The sequence below is a fragment of the Arenibacter certesii DSM 19833 genome (genome assembly GCF_000429545.1).
GTDB classification, from domain to species: Bacteria; Bacteroidota; Bacteroidia; order Flavobacteriales; family Flavobacteriaceae; genus Arenibacter; species Arenibacter certesii.
Map to the genome: position 1 here is coordinate 135,592 of NZ_AUCB01000006.1, position 18,765 is coordinate 154,356.

General features: G+C 39.2%; 15 protein-coding genes and 1 tRNA gene. 7 read left to right on the top strand and 9 right to left on the bottom strand.

Features of this window, described 5'->3' with window-relative positions:
- Positions 1–117 precede the first annotated feature (117 nt).
- Positions 118–1,545: a Gfo/Idh/MocA family protein gene (locus tag G466_RS0103495; protein WP_026812404.1), complete on the top strand. Its 1,428-nt coding sequence runs from the start codon at positions 118–120 to the stop codon at positions 1,543–1,545.
- A gap of 768 nt (positions 1,546–2,313) precedes the next feature.
- On the opposite strand, the gene G466_RS0103500 is transcribed toward G466_RS0103495, so the two are convergent.
- The 5 genes from G466_RS0103500 to rseP form a co-directional block, all read right to left on the bottom strand.
- Positions 2,314–3,174, bottom strand: coding sequence for a toprim domain-containing protein (locus G466_RS0103500; protein WP_026812405.1), 861 nt, complete (start codon positions 3,172–3,174; stop codon positions 2,314–2,316).
- A gap of 255 nt (positions 3,175–3,429) precedes the next feature.
- Positions 3,430–4,626, bottom strand: a complete 1,197-nt coding sequence (locus tag G466_RS0103505; protein WP_026812406.1) for a primase-helicase family protein — start codon at positions 4,624–4,626, stop codon at positions 3,430–3,432.
- A 32-nt stretch (positions 4,627–4,658) separates the two neighbouring features.
- Positions 4,659–4,934 carry a helix-turn-helix transcriptional regulator gene (locus tag G466_RS21370; protein ID WP_051315506.1) on the bottom strand — a complete coding sequence of 92 codons (276 nt, stop codon included), beginning with the start codon at positions 4,932–4,934 and terminating at the stop codon, positions 4,659–4,661.
- A 369-nt stretch (positions 4,935–5,303) separates the two neighbouring features.
- Positions 5,304–5,377, bottom strand: a tRNA-Asn gene (locus tag G466_RS0103515).
- Between the two features lie 104 nt (positions 5,378–5,481).
- On the bottom strand, positions 5,482–6,798 hold the full coding sequence (gene rseP / locus G466_RS0103520; RefSeq protein WP_026812407.1) for an RIP metalloprotease RseP: 1,317 nt from the start codon (positions 6,796–6,798) through the stop codon (positions 5,482–5,484).
- A gap of 161 nt (positions 6,799–6,959) precedes the next feature.
- Here rseP and G466_RS0103525 point away from each other — a divergent pair, with 161 nt between their 5' ends.
- From G466_RS0103525 to G466_RS0103550, 6 genes are all read left to right on the top strand, one after another.
- The gene (locus G466_RS0103525; protein ID WP_026812408.1) at positions 6,960–7,640 is read left to right on the top strand and encodes an SCO family protein; all 681 of its coding nucleotides are present in this window, start codon (positions 6,960–6,962) and stop codon (positions 7,638–7,640) included.
- A 198-nt stretch (positions 7,641–7,838) separates the two neighbouring features.
- On the top strand, positions 7,839–8,081 hold the full coding sequence (locus G466_RS0103530) for a FeoA family protein (RefSeq protein ID WP_026812409.1): 243 nt from the start codon (positions 7,839–7,841) through the stop codon (positions 8,079–8,081).
- Complete coding sequence (gene feoB, locus G466_RS0103535) at positions 8,078–10,315, top strand: ferrous iron transport protein B (protein ID WP_026812410.1); 2,238 nt, start codon at positions 8,078–8,080, stop codon at positions 10,313–10,315. Before G466_RS0103530 ends, feoB begins: the two co-directional genes overlap by 4 nt.
- 142 nt (positions 10,316–10,457) lie before the next feature.
- Positions 10,458–10,607 (top strand): hypothetical protein, encoded by a 150-nt coding sequence (locus tag G466_RS24065; protein WP_169720732.1) that lies wholly within the window; start codon positions 10,458–10,460, stop codon positions 10,605–10,607.
- A 275-nt stretch (positions 10,608–10,882) separates the two neighbouring features.
- On the top strand, positions 10,883–12,406 hold the full coding sequence (locus G466_RS0103545) for a carboxypeptidase-like regulatory domain-containing protein (RefSeq protein WP_026812411.1): 1,524 nt from the start codon (positions 10,883–10,885) through the stop codon (positions 12,404–12,406).
- Positions 12,407–12,638: 232 nt separating this feature from the next.
- The gene (locus G466_RS0103550) at positions 12,639–15,290 is read left to right on the top strand and encodes a DUF5916 domain-containing protein (RefSeq protein WP_026812412.1); all 2,652 of its coding nucleotides are present in this window, start codon (positions 12,639–12,641) and stop codon (positions 15,288–15,290) included.
- A gap of 18 nt (positions 15,291–15,308) precedes the next feature.
- Here G466_RS0103550 and G466_RS0103555 read toward each other — a convergent pair whose 3' ends face one another.
- From G466_RS0103555 to G466_RS0103570, 4 genes are all read right to left on the bottom strand, one after another.
- Complete coding sequence (locus G466_RS0103555; protein WP_026812413.1) at positions 15,309–15,695, bottom strand: DUF423 domain-containing protein; 387 nt, start codon at positions 15,693–15,695, stop codon at positions 15,309–15,311.
- Positions 15,696–15,720: 25 nt separating this feature from the next.
- On the bottom strand, positions 15,721–16,131 hold the full coding sequence (locus G466_RS0103560) for a DUF2141 domain-containing protein (protein WP_026812414.1): 411 nt from the start codon (positions 16,129–16,131) through the stop codon (positions 15,721–15,723).
- Between the two features lie 144 nt (positions 16,132–16,275).
- Positions 16,276–16,707: a hypothetical protein gene (locus G466_RS0103565; RefSeq protein ID WP_034234515.1), complete on the bottom strand. Its 432-nt coding sequence runs from the start codon at positions 16,705–16,707 to the stop codon at positions 16,276–16,278.
- Between the two features lie 3 nt (positions 16,708–16,710).
- Positions 16,711–18,744, bottom strand: a complete 2,034-nt coding sequence (locus tag G466_RS0103570; protein WP_026812416.1) for a S9 family peptidase — start codon at positions 18,742–18,744, stop codon at positions 16,711–16,713.
- Positions 18,745–18,765 lie beyond the last annotated feature (21 nt).

An 18,765-nucleotide genomic window follows, 5' to 3' on the forward strand; every position in this document is an offset into this window, starting at 1 on the left:
GGGAACGAAGGATTAATACCCCGACTTCTAGTTTACGCCTTCCCCATTGCGTTAAACAACTAATATCTTCATTTTCAAAATAAATCCTTACCTTGAATTTCAATTTAAAAACGTAGCATGATGAAGAATCCAAATACACCTACTGCCGGACGACGGCAATTTATCCGAAACACAACAGCCGCAGTAGGGGGTATTATGATAGTTCCCAGGTATGTTCTTGGAGGCACTGGATATACCGCACCCAGTGACAAAGTAAATATCGGCATTGTCGGGGCGGGAGGTCAGGGACGGAGCAATGTTCGCAGTTTACTTCAACTGGACGATGTACAGATTACCTCGGTCACAGATCCGGGTCGTTATTGGGATTTGAATCGATTCTATTACAAGTCCATTGCCGGACGGGAACCGGTCAGTGAAATGATCGAGGATCATTATCAGAAAAAGGGAGAGAACAAAATGGTGCGTCAATATAAACGATTTAGTGAAATGATGGATAGGGAAAAAGATATTGATGCCATTCTTTGCGCTACCCCTGACCATACCCACGCCTTTATCACCATTGCTGCCCTTAAGGCCGGACTGCATGTTTTTTGCGAGAAACCCATGGCTCACAATATATGGGAAACGAGGATGGTACGTAAGGTAGTACAAGAAACGGGACTCGCCACTCAGATGGGGAACTCGGGACATAGCAAGGACGGCATGCGTTCCTTGGTCGAATATCTGCAGGATGGTGCTATCGGAACAGTACGCGAAATCCATGCGTGGGTTCCTGCAGGTCGCTGGACCCCAGGAATTACAGGTCTTCCTCAAGATACCAGTCCACTTCCTCATGATTTTGATTGGAAGGAATGGTTGGGACCAGCCCCATTTAGGCCCTATAACGATCTTTTTTCGCCAGTCACTTGGCGGGATTTTTGGATCTATGGTTGCGGGGCATTGGGAGACTTTGGATGTCATGATATGGATGCCCCTTTTTGGGCCTTCGATCTATCGAGCCCGTCTGAGGTTCAGATTTACCCTGCCGGACAAAGTAATAGTGAAATTGCTCCATATGGAGAGGCCGGCACTTATCATTTTCCTGAAAAGAAGGGCCAGGCTGCACTTAAATTACACTGGTATTCCGGAGGCTTAAAACCGGATTGGAATCCCCATTTGCCACCGGATTATAAATTCGGAGGGAGGAGCGCCATGTACGTGGGCGATAAAGGGGTTATTATCACCGATGGAGGTGATCGTTTTCCTCAGATATTTCCCGAATCCTTGAGACAATCTTATCAACCACCTGTGGAACGGATTCCGCGATCCAAAGGTCATCATCGCGACTGGATAGATGCCATCAAAAACGGAGGGCAATCCAGTGCCAATCTTGATTATGGAAGTCAGCTTACCGAATTAACCCTGCTGGGGGTTATGTCTCTTAGACTGAATGGTGCTCGGATACATTGGGATGCCAATAATATGAAAGTCAATGGACTGCCAGAAGCAGAATCGATCGTAAAGGAACCATCCAATGAAGAATGGGATATTTCCAAGATTATGTAAATAGGGACAGATCGTTATTTTTACATTAATAATCGCGGGAATGGAATAAAGCAATAGACAACTTAAATATTTCCATCAACAAAAATGCTCCTGTAATAGCTACGGGAAAAATAGTATTAAGGCACCAATAGATAACGTTTTGTAAATCATGACCTCCATTAACAATTGGCCCGCCTATCTAATTCGGGTAAATGTACGGCGGTCCAATAATGAAACTTAACGTTCCTGAAATTCTTATAACCTAACAGAACCTTTTTCCATTAGCCGTTTTCCGATAATTGCAAGGTATAAAATAGTACTGGAGAAATACATTGCAATAATTTGACCCCAAATCTTACCCAAAAACTTTGCGCATGGATCCTATTCGACTTTTGTAGTGTTCGGGAAGATAATCGTAAAACAAAAATCGAACAGGGCGCAACCTACTCTGAGTCAAGCTTGCATAAGTTTGGTCAATTCTTGTTAGTTTCACCTTTCCTAAATCATTGATTTTGTAGGAGATTTTAAATGAAAAAAAGCCCCTGATTTTCCGATTTGACGCAAATTCTTCCCTAAAAATGGGGGCTAACAGGCCATTTGACGCAAATTTGTAAAATCGGAAAAATTAATATTTTCATAAACAGCTAATAGCCAGCGTGTTGAGTGCTGAAGTAAATGCGTAACGTGGCTTTGCCCGTTACCCTCTTGCTATTCCTTTTCGCTCACACTGCATTGATTGCGTTTGCTTTATAGCGACTAAGACACATCTTGGATTATTTCTAATTCGGATCATTGGTTTTGATCAGTCCACCATGCGTTTACATCTTTAAAATCCTCGTATAAGTTTGATCTGTCCTCACATTTCGAATTTTGCTCCATCATTCGATTAACCACCTTTTTGCCCGCTCTGTCGTTATCCAGATAAAGTGCTACAGATTTATAGGTGGTAAACGTATTAAACGTTTTATCTATAAAGCCTAGAGAGTTTAAAATTAAAATGTCATTTTCTTCCAATAGATTTCTCTCCCGCTCCATTAGGCTCAACATATCGAACATGCCTTCAGTAACTATCAGCCTATTTTTCCCATTTATAATGTGAGTAATGTCTTTTGGGGAATTGGAGTTCTTATAGTATTTGTTCCGTAATTCCCATCCCCCGGAATTGTTTCTTAACCCTATGGCGAAGTATTCCCTGCCTCTGAAAATATAATGGACCTCCTGACAAAGTTGGATTGCCGTGGAAACCGAAATTTTTCGTCCATGTAAATAGCTGATCAATGCAAAATGTGTTATGGGCCGTGCATAGCGGATATGAATATCGTTTTCGTTTCGATGGGCGACTAAAGGTTGCTGCTGAAAAGAAAAAGAAATCTGATCCTTCTGTAACCAAGCCAAGGTTTCTTTTACAGAGGTACCATTTAATAAACAGATCAGATCAATGACATTGCCACCTTTTCCCTCTCCATGATCGTACCATCTATTTAGTTTCTTGGACACCTTGAAAGAGGCTTGCGTTTCTGAGCGGAACGGACTCAGGAACCAAGCTTCTTTCTCAGATTCTTTGGTAGGAAAGTGCCCGAGTTTTGCCAGCGCTTTTCCGATGGGATAATCCCGGGCTCTTTCACACGATATTTTATTGGTTCTTTGCATATCCTAACATTTAGTTCTCGTTCTTGTCATCGTTTATTTTTGATGACCAAACGATGACAAAACGATGACGACCTGAGCCCCCGTAGTCATTGACCTAACCATTATCTGTCATCATTTCATCAAAAAAAAGAAGAATAGGTAGTATGTTTTTCTTTTCATTAGCCCCTTTTTTTGAAGAATGATGCGAAATCGCCCGAATCACCTATAAACAGTACGTTTATCTCCGCATCGTTTTGTCATCGTATCATCGTTTTGCTATTCTTGCCCAAAATGGTCGGACAAGAATTCCTTGTTTATGGTGTAATACCTCCCCTTGGTATCGGTCAACCCCATCCCTCCTTCGCGCCATATCATCAACTTTCTATAGGCCATGGAATTTTCCTGATTAATGAGTTTCCAGTCCTTTTTTAGAATATGCCTCAATTGGGTAAGGTCCGTTTTAATTCGGGTTTGATTTAAAAGATGTAAAGCGTCCATAGGACATAAATGCACCTCTTCCATATCAAATGTTTCCATTGCGCTCAGGATTATACTGACAAGTTCCTTTTCCACCCTGTTCTTGTTGTTCTGCATCAGGTTCTCCAAGGCCTTGGTCTTGATCTGGGCCGGGGTAAACCACATTCGGGTCCTATTGGGGGTGGTCAGTTTTCGTTGTTGCAAATAATAGAGGAATGCCGGTATCTCCCTTTCGAGATATTCCAAAAATCGTGTTACCTCTTTAGTCACCGACGGAATCTTCAATACCCAAAAACGGGTCTCGTTAGTATCTATCTTGATAAAATTGTCCTCGTTATTACTACAAAGAATAAACTTCCCAAAGAATTCTACTTCCCGCTTGTCCTTCCCCTTGGCCTCCAGTTTATTAAAATTGGTTGTACTCAGGTATTTTATCCTTTCGGTCAATTCTTCTTTATTAAAAAGAACCTCCTCTATGCAGATTAAAAGCTTGTTGGCCCAATCCGCATTGAACTGACTGCTAAAGCTGTCATTGGTGAGGTAGGTCATGTTATTTTCGAACATGGCTTTTAGCCATTTAAGAAAGGTGGTCTTGCCCGTGGAGCGCTCTTTGGATACTAGGCACAGTATAGGTAGCACCTGAACCGGCCTTAGATATAAAAGCTGTAGATAATCCAGACCTAATTCCAACTGGGAACCGAAGATATGTTCTAGAAATTGTAAGGTATAAGGATAAGCACCCTCTTCCGGGGTATATTGTAAGGGTGCATAGGTGTTATAAAATCCATGACATTCTTGTTTGTAATGGATATGGCTGGGAAGGCAGGTGAACCCGTCATATTTTTTGATTCTCCCGATAAAGCTCCTTCCATGATCTTGACGGATGGCTTGCAAGGTCCATGGAACAATGATTTCGTTGAAATGCCCGGCTATGGTCGGGACACGCACCAATTTGTAATAGATGGTGCCCACACGGATGTAAGTTGCGTCTTTCATGGCTATGTCATCATGAAGCTGGATTACATCCCCTACCTCCTTCTGTTTTTTAATAGTTGCTGGTTAAACTGGTGTTCCAAGGTTTCATCTGAAACATCGGGTTCCCCCAATAGCCAATTATCTATGGTATCCTTATCAAAGAATTTCTGACGGATATGAGGATTGTTTCCCATAGGGATAAGCTTTAGTTGGGTAAGCTTGTAAATTTTGCTCTTGGACAGGCCTGTATATAACACCAGGTCTTCCACGTTCATTGTTTTCTTGTTGTGGGTAAGTAGCCCCTTAATATCAGTTAAGAGGTCTACCATTTTCTCGTGCTATTCCATAATAGTAGTTTTTAGGTTTTATTCAATTTATAGAAGGAAACTACCCAAAAAGGAATACGTACGAACTTTAACTAATAAAATCAGCAATCTTTGAAGAATCCATAACGATTAACGAAAACTGGTTAGAATAATGTAACACGCAAGAATCCCATGACACAACTTATGGAACTATTTGATAGAAGAATGGGGTAGAAATTAACTTATATAACCGGAATTCTAAATTAGAAAGTAATTTTATAGAGAACAGGGAAGTACAAAAAAAAGAGAGTGCAAAAAAAATGTTTGACCTATGTTTGACCTAGGTCAAATAAAAAAGGCTCCGCATTTCTGCGAAGCCTTTGTTTATAGTAGCTCCCCCTCTTGGGCTCGAACCAAGGACCCTCTGATTAACAGTCAGATGCTCTAACCAACTGAGCTAAGGAGGAGTGTTATACTATTGCCTTAGCGGGTGCAAATATAAATGATTTTTCAAATACGCCAAACAAAAAATGATTGTTTTACACATTTTTTTAAAAAAAATTTTATCCGCCTAGATAAACTTCTTTATGATATTCCAAATATCGTTACCGAACACCAACAACATTAGCCCCATAAGTAGTACAAAACCAATTATTTGACCCGTCTCCAACACTTTTTCGCTAGGCTTTCTTCCCGAAATCATCTCATAAAGCAAAAACATTACGTGACCACCATCCAAAGCCGGAATCGGTAAAATATTTAAAAATGCCAACCATACGGAGAACATCGCCATAAAACTCCAAAAGAAAGTCCAATCCCAAACTGTAGGCATCATATCCACAATTCCGATAGGCCCCTTAACTTGCTTGTAAGCTCCTGTTTTGGTATTAAAAATTACTTTAAACTGTCTAATCTGATCTGTAAGCACCTGTATTGTTCTTGTATAGCCCGCAGGGATAGCCTCTAGGAAACTATACTCATCAGTAACACTAAGATCTGTAACGTCCAGTAAAATTCCGATAACCCCTTCCTGTGGAACTACAAGATCCAAATGCTCGGTTCTCCCATCCCTTAAAACAGTAATGTCTAACTTTTCACTAACAGAAGAACCAATCTTCGTTCTAAACTCGTCCCAAAATTTGGTCTCCTCTCCGTTTACGCCTACAATCTCATCCCCTGGTAACAGACCTGCATCCTCAGCAACTGAATTAGGTTGCACCTTACTAATGATGGCCTTAGATCTGTAGTCTATAAAATTCATGCCTTGGGTAGCAAAAAGTGTTTCCTTACCCTCATCGGATAAGGGTACGGTAATTTCCTCTCCATCACGCCTAACAGTTACTTCATCCCCAAGGATAAGATCTAATCGAGCCTCATTAAATTTTTTGGTTTGCTTATCATCAACGCGTAGAATTTGATCTCCGGTTCTCAACCCCAATTGCTCACCAATGGAATCAACCACAATACCGTACTTCAAATTATCAGAAGGAATATAGCTATCTCCGTTGTTAAATAACAACATGGTATAAATTATCCAAGCCAGCAGGAAGTTAACAATCACCCCGCCCGTCATTATTATCAATCGCTGCCATGCCGGCTTGCTCCTAAACTCCCACGGTTGTGGTTCTTGTTTCAATTGCTCGGTGTCCATGCTTTCATCTATCATTCCGGCAATCTTTACATAACCGCCCAAGGGCAACCACCCTATTCCATATTCGGTATCGCCTATTTTTTTCTTGAACAATGAAAATTTTACGTCAAAAAACAAGTAGAATTTTTCTACTTTGGTCTTAAAATATTTGGCCGGTAAAAAGTGACCCAGTTCGTGAAGTATCACCAGAATAGAGATGATTAGTAAAAACTGTATTATTTGAATTGCTGTTGCCATTAACTAAGGTTTAATCTTTAAAAACGAACAAAAGTACATTTTTAACAGTTCTTAAAAAAAGAAACTATAGTTGACCAATCTGTTTTAAGAAACATTTGGCACGAAACCGCTGTGAAAGCCTTGAAAAATAGACTTAACTAAAGTACCTTTGGCAAAAAAAGATGCGCGAATTTTTTAGTAAGCTAAAATATGTTGGCATTGCCCTTTTTATAGTTTCCTCCATAATTATCTACCTGTTTATGGATGCGGTAAAGCCAAAAAAACTACTTCCCGTTTATCAGCCTTCTATGGTGAATTTTGAGTTAGTGGACAGTACCATGCAGCATATAAAAAAATATCACACCATAGCCGATTTTGCCCTCACCAACCAAAACGGTGAGTTAATAACCCAACAAGATTATGAGGACAAAATTTATATAGCCGATTTTTTCTTTACCACCTGCCCTACTATATGTCCAATTATGACCAAGAATATGGCGGATATACAAAGTAAGATTAAGGATGACGATGACGTTATGCTACTTTCACATTCGGTTACCCCAGACATCGATTCCGTTCCCCAGCTAAAAAAATATGCAGAAGAACAAGGGGTCTTAGATCATAAGTGGAACTTGGTTACCGGCGATAAAAAACAAATCTACGAGCTTGCTAGAAGATCTTATTTGGCGGTAAAAACCGATGGAGACGGGGGACCTTTTGATATGATCCATACGGAAAACTTCATTTTAGTAGATAAGTCCAAGCGGATTAGAGGATTTTATGATGGCACTAACTCCGAGGAAATGGAAGAATTAATGAGCGATCTGGAAATTCTAAAAGCTAGCTATGCCGAAGAAGAATAAAGTCGATTATTAGATAATTTTCAACTTCCTATTCCCAGTTTCATCCGCTACACCCACACAGCCGTAAACACTATTGCAGTAGTTAAAGGAAGTAAAAAAACAAAACGCCAACACTATGCGTATTTGTTTGCAGACCTACTCTATTTTTAATTTTTTTACCCTACTTTTGTGCTTACTTAAATTCAATCTAAATAAGAATTGACTACCACAGTAGCACAATTAAAGCGCGGGCAAAAGGGGATCATCAAAGAATTTGCTGATGGAATTCTCCCTGTGAAACTAATGGAAATGGGATGCTTGCCAGGCAATGAGATAGAGCTAGTACAGGTAGCCCCTTTAAAAGACCCCATCTATATTAATTGTAACGGCACGCATATCGCCATAAGACGTTCCGTCGCAAGTTTAATAGAATTAGAAATTATTGAAGACTCTCCCATATGAGCAAACAGATAAAGGTAGCCCTAATAGGCAACCCCAATACTGGTAAAACCTCTGTTTTTAATCAACTTACAGGACTAAAACAAAAGGTAGGGAACTATCCTGGTATCACCGTAGAAAAAAAAGAGGGTATCTGTAAACTCCCTAGGGGTGTAAAAGCACATATTTTAGATCTCCCAGGAACCTATAGCCTTAATACCACTTCCTTAGATGAAAGTGTGGTGGTAGAGCTGTTACTAAATAAAAATGATAAGGATTTTCCCGATGTTGCTGTAGTTATTAGTGATGTAGAGAATTTGAAACGGAATTTACTCCTGTTTACTCAAATCAAGGATCTAAAAATTCCCGCAATTCTGGTGATTAATATGGCCGATAGAATGGTCAGAAAAGGTATATCCCTGGATATCGACTTATTAGAGGAAAAATTAAACACCAAAATAGCTTTAGTAAGCACCAGAAAAGGCACCGGCATAGATAAGGTGAAGGAATTAATAGCAGATTATAAAAATCTCTCTGTTGAACCAAACATTGACACTACTGTTATTGCTCCAGAATATTTTGATAAGCTGAAGAGCACTTTCCCAAATGAAGATCTTTATAAATTATGGTTAGTAATCACGCAGGATGTCAACTTTATGCCCATAGAGAAAAATCCGATTACTATTCCCGCTTCTTTTAAAACTAAATCTAAACCGGAACTAAAACGCTTACAGCAAAAGGAAACTATACTAAGGTACCAGTTTATAAATGGCATCTTAAAGCAGGCGTATAAAGTAGACGTAAATGCCGCTAAGGGATTGCGGGCAACTCTAGATAAAATACTTACTCACAAGGTATTTGGGTACTTGATATTTTTCGTCATCCTTCTTACCATTTTTCAAGCTATCTATGATTGGAGCAGCTATCCAATGGATTTTATAGATGCGCTTTTTGCCTCGGGAAGCGAATGGGTAAAAAACACCCTCCCCCCGGGTGTATTTACGGATCTAATTGCTGAGGGTATACTAGCAGGTATTGGTGGCGTAGTTATTTTTATACCTCAGATCGCCTTTTTATTTCTCTTTATCTCTTTATTGGAGGAGTCGGGCTATATGAGCCGAGTCGTATTTTTAATGGACCGATTAATGCGTCCCTTTGGTCTTAGTGGTAAAAGTGTAGTACCGCTAATTTCTGGTACTGCCTGTGCTATTCCTGCCATTATGGCTACTAGAACCATTGAAAATTGGAAGGAACGATTAATCACCATTTTAGTTACTCCTTTCACCACCTGTTCTGCACGATTACCGGTATACTTGATTATTATTGCCTTGGTAATCCCAGATGGTAGGTTCTTAGGCCTCAGCTATCAGGCGCTTACCCTTATGCTGCTTTATTTAATTGGCTTTGGCGCCGCTATTTTTTCGGCCATGATTTTAAATAAGATCATGAAAATTAAGACCAAGACATTCTTTGTAATGGAGATGCCAAACTATAAGCTTCCCCTTCTTAAAAACGTAGTTTACACGGTCTTAGAAAAAACAAAAAGCTTTGTAATAGGTGCAGGTAAAATTATTCTTGCCATTTCCATTATCCTCTGGTTTCTAGGGTCTAATGGGTATTCTGATGATTTCTACAATGCCGAGACCATTGTAAAACAAAAAATTGAGAAGGAAGGGTTTACAGACTTTAATGTGGAATCTATGAAGAGTAGCCTAAACTCTTATAAAGAATCCCTACACGACAGTCTTGCTAGGAACGGTGCTATTTTGGATAAACAAGCCATAACCGATTCACTACAGGTCAAAGAAATACTATTACGCCAAAAAGCGGAGAACCAGGAAATAGCCAGTTACAAACTGGAAAACTCATATATGGGTATTGCTGGGAAAGCAATTGCTCCCATTGTACATCCGTTGGGTTACGACTGGAAAATTGGTATAGCCGTACTAACCTCCTTTGCGGCACGTGAGGTATTTGTGGGCACGTTAGCCACCATTTATAGCGTGGGAAGTGATGAGGAGGATACCATTAAAAATAGGATGGCTGCAGAAATAGATCCCGTCACTAAAAAGCCCCTATTTAATTTGGCATCCGGAATTTCACTATTATTATTTTACGCTTTTGCCATGCAGTGCATGAGTACCTTAGCTATTGTAAAAAGGGAGACCAACACTTGGAAATGGCCCGCTGCACAATTGGTGTTTATGAGCCTTTTTGCTTATATTGTAGCATTGATCGCTTATCAAACATTAAAATAAAAAGCTCAGTTTCGACACGAAAATGGTATCGTTTTTGATAAAGTAGTAGCAAAGAGGTAGATTTAAAAAGAACTAGTAGCATTGATGTTTAGGCGTTAGAAAATCACACTTATGGCATTCATCAAAATTTAAACTAATTACAATGAGTATTCTTCAAGACATATTGGTCTACATCACAGTTGCCATAGCGGTAGGCTATCTCGTTAAAAAATTTCTTTTGCCCAGATCCTTATTTGCAGGGAAGAAAGGCAATTCCAAAGGTTGTGGAAATGGAGATTGTGGTTGTCATTAGCTGCCTTTTTTTAAATTTCTGAATCTATTTTCTACCTATTTCACGCTTATATGCAGCTTCACTCGTTAGTACACTTACCATTTCCAGAGCAACTATTACCTCATAAATTTCCAAAGCGTTAAAAGCGTTACTTACACCATGATACCTTTCCCAAACAATTTAATGCAATACACATCAATCTGTTAAATAAAGAATAATACCCTCTTACTATTTACCAAAAGCCACTTGAAGTACGTTTTCTTCTTCGTTAATTCGTTTTAATTTAATCAGCCAATATGCGAAGTATCCCTACCCGCTTTTATGTTTTTCTATTTATTATAAGCTGTAGTCAAATATATTCACAAACCGTTAGCTCCATAATAAAGGATGCCGAAACACAACAACCAATTCCCTATGCCACAGTTCAATTATCAAATAAAAAAGGGGTAATTACCAATGAAGAAGGTAGATTCACACTTCAATTAGACCAGCAATTTAAAGAAGCGGACTCGCTTTTTATTTCCTGTATGGGTTATGTAGGATTAGGAAAACCCCTAAATCAGTTTACCGAAAATGTTATCTTATTAACCCCGAAGACCATTGAACTAAATCCGGTAATCGTTAGCAATAAGCAATTCACCGCGGAAGAACTTATAGAGGCCGTAAAAAATAATCTAGATAAAAACTACAGTCAAAATATCACTAAAAAGCGCCTATTCTTTAGAGAATCCTATCATCAGCATCTTTCTAAAACCGATTATACCTTTAAAGAATCTACTATAGAAGCTTTAAATGAAAGGTTTCTAGACAGTGTATTGCATACCATTCCCAAAGAAACCAGTCATTACACCGAAGTGTTGGGCGATTTTTACGGCGATTACAATAAGGATAATCAAAAGCTGACCCTTATAAAAGCATCTGAGCTTTATGATAAGCAGAACGAATTAGACCTTACCGCACTCGAAGAAAAGTTCAACGATATTCTAAAGAAAAACATTAAACCCGATTCCTATTTTAAGATTAAATCCGGATTGTTCGGCACCAAAATGGATGCCGATGAAATACTGGCTTCAGCAGCCGACTCAACAGATGTAGATGCACTAAAAAAAGAGATGGAAGCCAAGCAAAAGCGCGAAGAGAATAGAAAGAAGTATTTTGCCTCCCACAAAAAAAGAGCATTAGGGAATATTATGGGAAAGTTATTTTTTCTAGAAGATTCTAATCTCAACTTTATCAACAAAAACAGACGCTATAAATATAATATTGTGGATTTCACTTATATGGGAGATCAGCCAGTTTATTTGGTCGACTTTGAACCTAAACGATCAGAGGATTATAAAGGACGACTCTACATCAATGCAGATGACTTTGCCATAGTTCGGGTTAATTATAGTAATGTAAAATCACTGAAAACCTTTAAGCTTTTAGGGGTTTCCATGGACCAATTCTTGGCACAAGGAACCATGTTATTTGCCAAAGGAATGAATAATCAATATAAACTTCAATATTTAGAAGAAGAGTTGGGCACAAAAGTAAGAATTAAACGGCCTCTGAAAATAATTGAACTGAACAAACACGTTAAGGGAAGAAACAAACAGAATGAACTTTCCTTAAAAATTGACATGGCCACTATGGGGACTAGCAAACATCAAATAATAATTTTCGACACGGAATCCATCAGCAGCGCACAGTTAGAAGCCGTAACAGAAAACAACGATCTTCTGCCCACCTATATGCCTGATTTCGATCCAGAATTTTGGAAAGGCCATACTATCATAGAACCTAATAAGGCGATTAGGGAATTTACTTCTGCTGAATAAGCGCGTTACTGCACAAACAATGGATGTAGCATCTTAATAAGTATACCTACTGGTTCCAAGGTCATTTAAAAAATGAGACTATACTTAAATTGAACTAAACTATTTGAAATCATGCAATCGCACTGACTAAAACCAGTTGATTGCATATGTTAAAGTTATATTAAAAATTTAATGTATTGTAACAACAGCCTCTTTCATACGTCTTTTTTATATTCACTAAGGAATAAATTTCATGAAAACGAGCTGCTTAGCTTTATGTGTTCTACTATTCACACAAATAATTTGCTACGCTCAAGACTCAACAGCAATCTTAATTAAAAAGACCTACACCACCCAATATATTAGGGATATGCTTCCCCCTTATGTAGATGGAAACTTGGAGGAGGATACATGGTCATTGGTACCATGGGAAGGTGGTTTTGTGGAGCAGAGACCAGACGAAAATACCGAGCCAGATCATCAGACCAAATTTAAAATTCTTTACGATAAGCACTTCCTCTATGTAGGTATCCGTTGTTACGACAGTGAACCCAACAAGATAGAAAAGCGACTATCTAGACGCGATGGTTTTGAAGGAGATTGGATCGCTATTTTTATCGATAGTTATTTTGATAAACGCACCGCATTCGGCTTTTTGGTGACTGCAGCAGGGGTAAAGGCCGATATTTTAGAATCTAATAATGGAGAAAATGAGGATGAGAGCTGGAATCCTATCTGGTATACTAAAACCAAAATAGATTTAGAAGGATGGACAGCAGAAATGAAAATACCTTTAAGTCAGCTTAAATTTGGTGCAACCAAGGAGCAAACTTGGGGATTACAATTAATGCGCCGACTTTTTAGGGAAGAGGAGCGATCCGTATGGCAACGTCTGCCCCAAGATACCCCTGGTTTTGTAAGTGAATTTGGCATGCTCCAAGGCCTCATTGATCTAGAACCCCAAAAACAATTGGAAATTCAGCCATACGCCATCTCAAAACTGGAAACGTATGAAGAAGAACAAAACAATCCGTTCCTAACAGGACAAGATGGAAAGTTTACTGCGGGCCTAGATGCCAAAATCGGTATTACAAATGACCTCACCCTAGACCTCACTATAAACCCAGACTTTGGGCAGGTAGAGGCAGATCCATCGGCTATTGCTTTAGATGGATTTCAGATATTTTTCGAAGAAAAACGTCCATTCTTTGTTGAGAATAAAAATATATTCGATTATCGCGTCTCCCCTTCCCAAGCAGGAAATACCTTTGGATTCGACAATGTATTTTATTCGAGAAGAATAGGAAGAAGTCCACAAGGATTTCCACAAACCGAAGCAGGCGAATTTGTAGACCAACCAGACAATACCGCTATCCTAGGAGCTGCAAAATTCAGTGGAAAAACTAAGGACGGATGGTCTATCGGAATTCTAGAGAGCACCACAGCACGAAAGTATGCTACCATAGACAATAACGGTCAGCGAAGGAGAGAGGTAGTAGAACCGTTGACAAATTATTTTGTGGGACGATTACAAAAAGACTTTAATAACCGTAATAGCTATATTGGAGGTATTTTCACCACTACTAACAGAGAAAACCTAAATGAAGATCTTAGTTTTCTACACAAATCCGCCTATTCAGGAGGGTTCGACTTTAAACATCAGTGGAATGAGCGCAACTGGTACATAGCAGGAAATATACTATGGAGCCACGTACAGGGAGACACTACGGCCATTATTCAAACCCAGAAATCTATCACCCATTTGTTTCAGAGAGTTGGTGCAAAACACCTAAGCCTTGATCCCAATAGAACCTCCATGAGCGGCACCGGAGGAAATATTCAAGTAGGGAAGGTAGGGAACGGGCATTGGAAATTTGAAACCGGATTTACTTGGAGATCTCCGGAGTTAGAACTTAACAATGTAGGCTTTCAGCGTCAGGCAGATGACCTAAGACACTATAATTGGATCGGGTATCAAACTCTAAAACCAGACAATAACTTCCGAAAAGTGGGTATCAATTACAATCATTGGAGCGTTTGGGACTTTGGAGGCAATCATAACCTTTTACAATTTAATACCAGTAGTTGGCAAAACTGGAAAAATAATTGGTTTACAAATGTTGGATTCAATTACTCCCCCATACAATATTCCAATTATGCGTTAAGAGGCGGACCAAGATTGCGACTGTCACCAGAAATTAGTTTTTCTAATGGGATGGAAACAGATAGCCGCAAGAAACTTCAATTATCTATATTCCAAAATGGTAGCAAAGCCATGGACAATTCCAATAAATCCTATAGTATAGAATTGGGGATTAGTTATCAACCATTAAATGCATTGCGTATTTCTGCCTTTCCCGAATATGGCACCGTTAACAACAACTTACAGTATATAAATAACATTACCACCCACAATGGCATCACCTACCTCAACGGAACAGTAGAGCAGAAGACCTTGAGCATGTCCGTGAGATTAAATTATACCATCAATCCAAACCTATCTATTCAATATTGGGGACAACCCTTTATATCTAATGGCCGTTACTTTAATTTTAAGGAAATAAAAGATCCCTTGGCCACGTCTTTTGAAAACAGGATAATTAGCTATCAAAAGAACCAAATTACCTTAAATGAGAATATCTATTCGGTAGATTCTAACATAGATGGCACGGTAGATTTCACATTCGACAACCCAAATTTCTCGGTGATTCAATTTCGATCAAATTTAGTTTTACGTTGGGAATATATCCCTGGGTCCGAGCTGTTTTTAGTGTGGTCACAGGACGTATCCCGCTCCGGAGACCCACAACTCACACTCTTTAACGGGCTAAAGGATAATATATTTAACGGAGAGAAACCCAAAAACATCTTTCTACTAAAGGCCACATACCGCTTTGTACTATAGAAGAACTTCCTAACTGCTCTATACCCATTCCTTAATAAAGGAAAATAATAACAGTCCCCAACCTACTACCAACAACAATCCCCCTAAGGGCGTTACGGGACCTAAAAATCGCACGTTAAGACCTTTGGAAGCTCCTATAACTAAACCGTAAATACTAAAGGAAAACAAAAAGACCCCAAGCATAAAACAATAGGCCATATACTTTTCTAGAGGCGATTCTAAATTTAAATTAAACCCTAACACTATCAATAAAATAGCATGATACATCTGGTACTTTACTCCCGTCTCAAAACTTGTCAATTGTTCTGCTGTTAGCGTTTTTTTTAACGCATGTGCTCCAAAAGCACCAAAAACGATGGCCAATAAACCGTATAGCGACCCAATAACATGTACTATTAATACCATAAACCTATTTCTTAATCAATTTACCTTAATTAACCCAAACCTCTAAAATCGTATCTCTGGAGACGAACACCACACAGTCTTTATAGGAAGGGGGACCAAAAAGTTTCATTTTAGCATTGGAAAAAGCCACCTTCTCCTTAGGAATACCTAGCCAATTCACATCTAATTCATCATTACCGTTTTCATCGTGAAACACCGCTAGAGCGTAATTCCCACTGGGGAGATCATCAATGAGCACCGTTGTAGTGTTTTCTTTTGCAACAACACTATTTGACCTAAAAACTTTATCGAACTTTAAAAAATTTTCAGCTTCCGTATAAAGCGCTACACTAATCTTCCCTTTGTTCGAAGGAACCCCTTTCACCTCAACGGATAGGTTAATTTGAGACATACCCAGCATTGGGACAATAAGAACTAATAACAAAACCTGTCTCATAATAGCGATTTTTTGTTTTAGGCAATACTCTTAAATAAAAGCCAGTCGACATCGAAAAGAATATACCGATAACCTCTGAAAATTCATCTTAATGGAGCCTTTAAATCTTACTTAGCGGACAATATGTCACTATATATCAGCAAACTACTCCTTCTCCACATTAATTTTTGACGACAAATAATCGTAAAGGGCTTTAGTTGCAGTACTGTCAGACAAATTAAAGTACATTTTTAAAGAGTCGTTATAGACCATTCTTATTTTAGAGTGGGACAGTTTATCCACAAAAACATGCACCTTCGTTTCACCTATGCTATCTTCCTTAAATACCCCTTTCTCTATTTCTTTGACCGAAAATCCATTTATACGTTCCATAGAAGGAATTTTAGGCACCATAGTAAGGCTGTCCATTTCTGAAAATGGAATTTTCTGATAATAAATCCCTGAAAAAATGCGGAAAGAATTATTCTCTATTTTCGTCCAGTTTTTATAATGTGCCATAAAGGCCAAAGAAACTACTATTAAAGTCACCACTATAAGCAGATTCAATAACCATGAACTCTTACTATTCTGTGCCATATATTAATTATTAGGGGTCTTATATTTATCGAACCAAGCCAAAATATTGGCCACTTTAGTGATTAAGTTACTGGGTCTATTGGCAATTCCGTGACTAGCTTCAGGTACTTCAACCAAAACAGTCTCTATCTTACGCAGCTTTAACGCGTGGTATAATTGTTTGGCCTCACTGGGAGGTGTCCTTAGGTCATCCATACCCACCATTACCAAAGTAGGGGTTTCTATATTGCCCACTAGGGATATGGGGGAAAATTTCCAATATTCCTCAAAATTCTCCCAAGGTTGCCCAGGCAATCTAGAATGGGCATACCCAAAGTAATTATCGGCCACCAATGTTTTACTAATCCAGTTCATAACTGGTTTAATAACGGCTGCTGCCTCAAATCTATTGTTCTTCCCTATCATCCAGGCAGACATAATACCTCCTGCACTACCTCCTGTAACAAATAATTGATCTTCATGAGCGATCCCCATTTTAATACAATGGTCTACGCCGTCCATAACATCGTTATAATCCTCGCCTGGGTAGTTGTGGAATAACAAGTTCCCAAATTCTTCCCCATAACTGGTACTTCCCCTAGGGTTAGGATAAAATACTACATATCCCGCTGCTGCAAATAGCTGTATCTCTGCACTAAATCGGTCTCCATAATTTAAAATGGGACCTCCGTGGTTTTCTACCAAAAAAGGATACATTTTTTCAGGATCATAATTGGGAGGATAAACCACCCAACCTTGAAGCTCTCTTTGGTCCACTGAAGAAGTATACCATACTTCCTCTACCTTCCCCAAGGTTCTAAAATCGAACAAAGCCTTATTTAAACCAGTGATTTTATCCGTTTTATTAGATCTAGAATTCACCACGGCCAGTTCTGCTGGGTGATAAGGAGTGGACAAGGTATAGGCAATATGCCCATTTTGCGAAACACTAAAAGAACCACTAGCATAGGGCCTTCCTAATGTGGTCCCTCCCATATTATCGGCAAGTTTAGACGTTTTTCCACTTAAAGAAACATATCCTATCTTACTATTACCTTTATCGTCATAAGAAAAATAAAGTCCCCTACTTTTGGCATCCCATACAATATTCTCTACATCCCTATCCAGCTCCATAGGAATTTCCCTTTGGTTCTGGCCGTCTACATCCATTATATATAAGCGGGTAACCTGATACGCCTGCACCCTATCTTCATAGCCCAGATAAGCTATATGCTTGCCGTTGGGAGAGACTATTGGATTTTTATCAGGACCTCGTTTTTGAGTGAGCTGTATTGTATTTCCACTAACCACATCTACTGCATAGACCTCGCTATTTCTAAAATCGTATTCCCAATCTACATTTCTATTTCCCGAAAAATAGATCTTTTGTCCGTCCAACGACCAAGAAAGTGGACCTCCATGATGAAAATCCCCACTAGTAATCTGTCCTTCTGCCCCTCCATTGGCAGGGATAAGAAAGATATGGTTGAATCCTGGAGGGATATAACCGCTACCATCCCTTTCGTGGTGCAATCTATCTGTTATTCTTGGGGCCTCTGCCCATTTTGCCCCTTTGGGTTTTTTAGGAATCTTAGCCGCTACCGGTGCATCTCTATCCACATGCATGGAAAAGGCCAACTGATCTCCTTGGGGAGACCAAGACAGGGAAGACGGACTGAAAGGAAGCTGCGAGATTTTAGCCAGCTTTCCGGACCCCATCCAGTACATAAAAATTTCTGCACCTTGGTCTGTAGCACTAATAAATGCCAATCTATCGCCGTTAGGTGACCACACTGCGCTAGATTCATTTACTTCCCTAGACGTGATCTTTTGGTGTTGGGAACCATCGGATTTAATCATCCATAGGTTACCCACGGCTTTATCATCCATGATATCGAACCCCATTCTCCGATATACAATCCAATCCCCCTGAGGAGAAATTTGAGGATCGGAAACGTATTCTAGATCAAATACATCTAAATAAGAAAAAACTTTATCCTCTGCCTGACTAAAATTTAGGAGAGGAATCAATAAAAACAATAGAAATCGATACGACATGTAATTATGGCTGTTGGATTG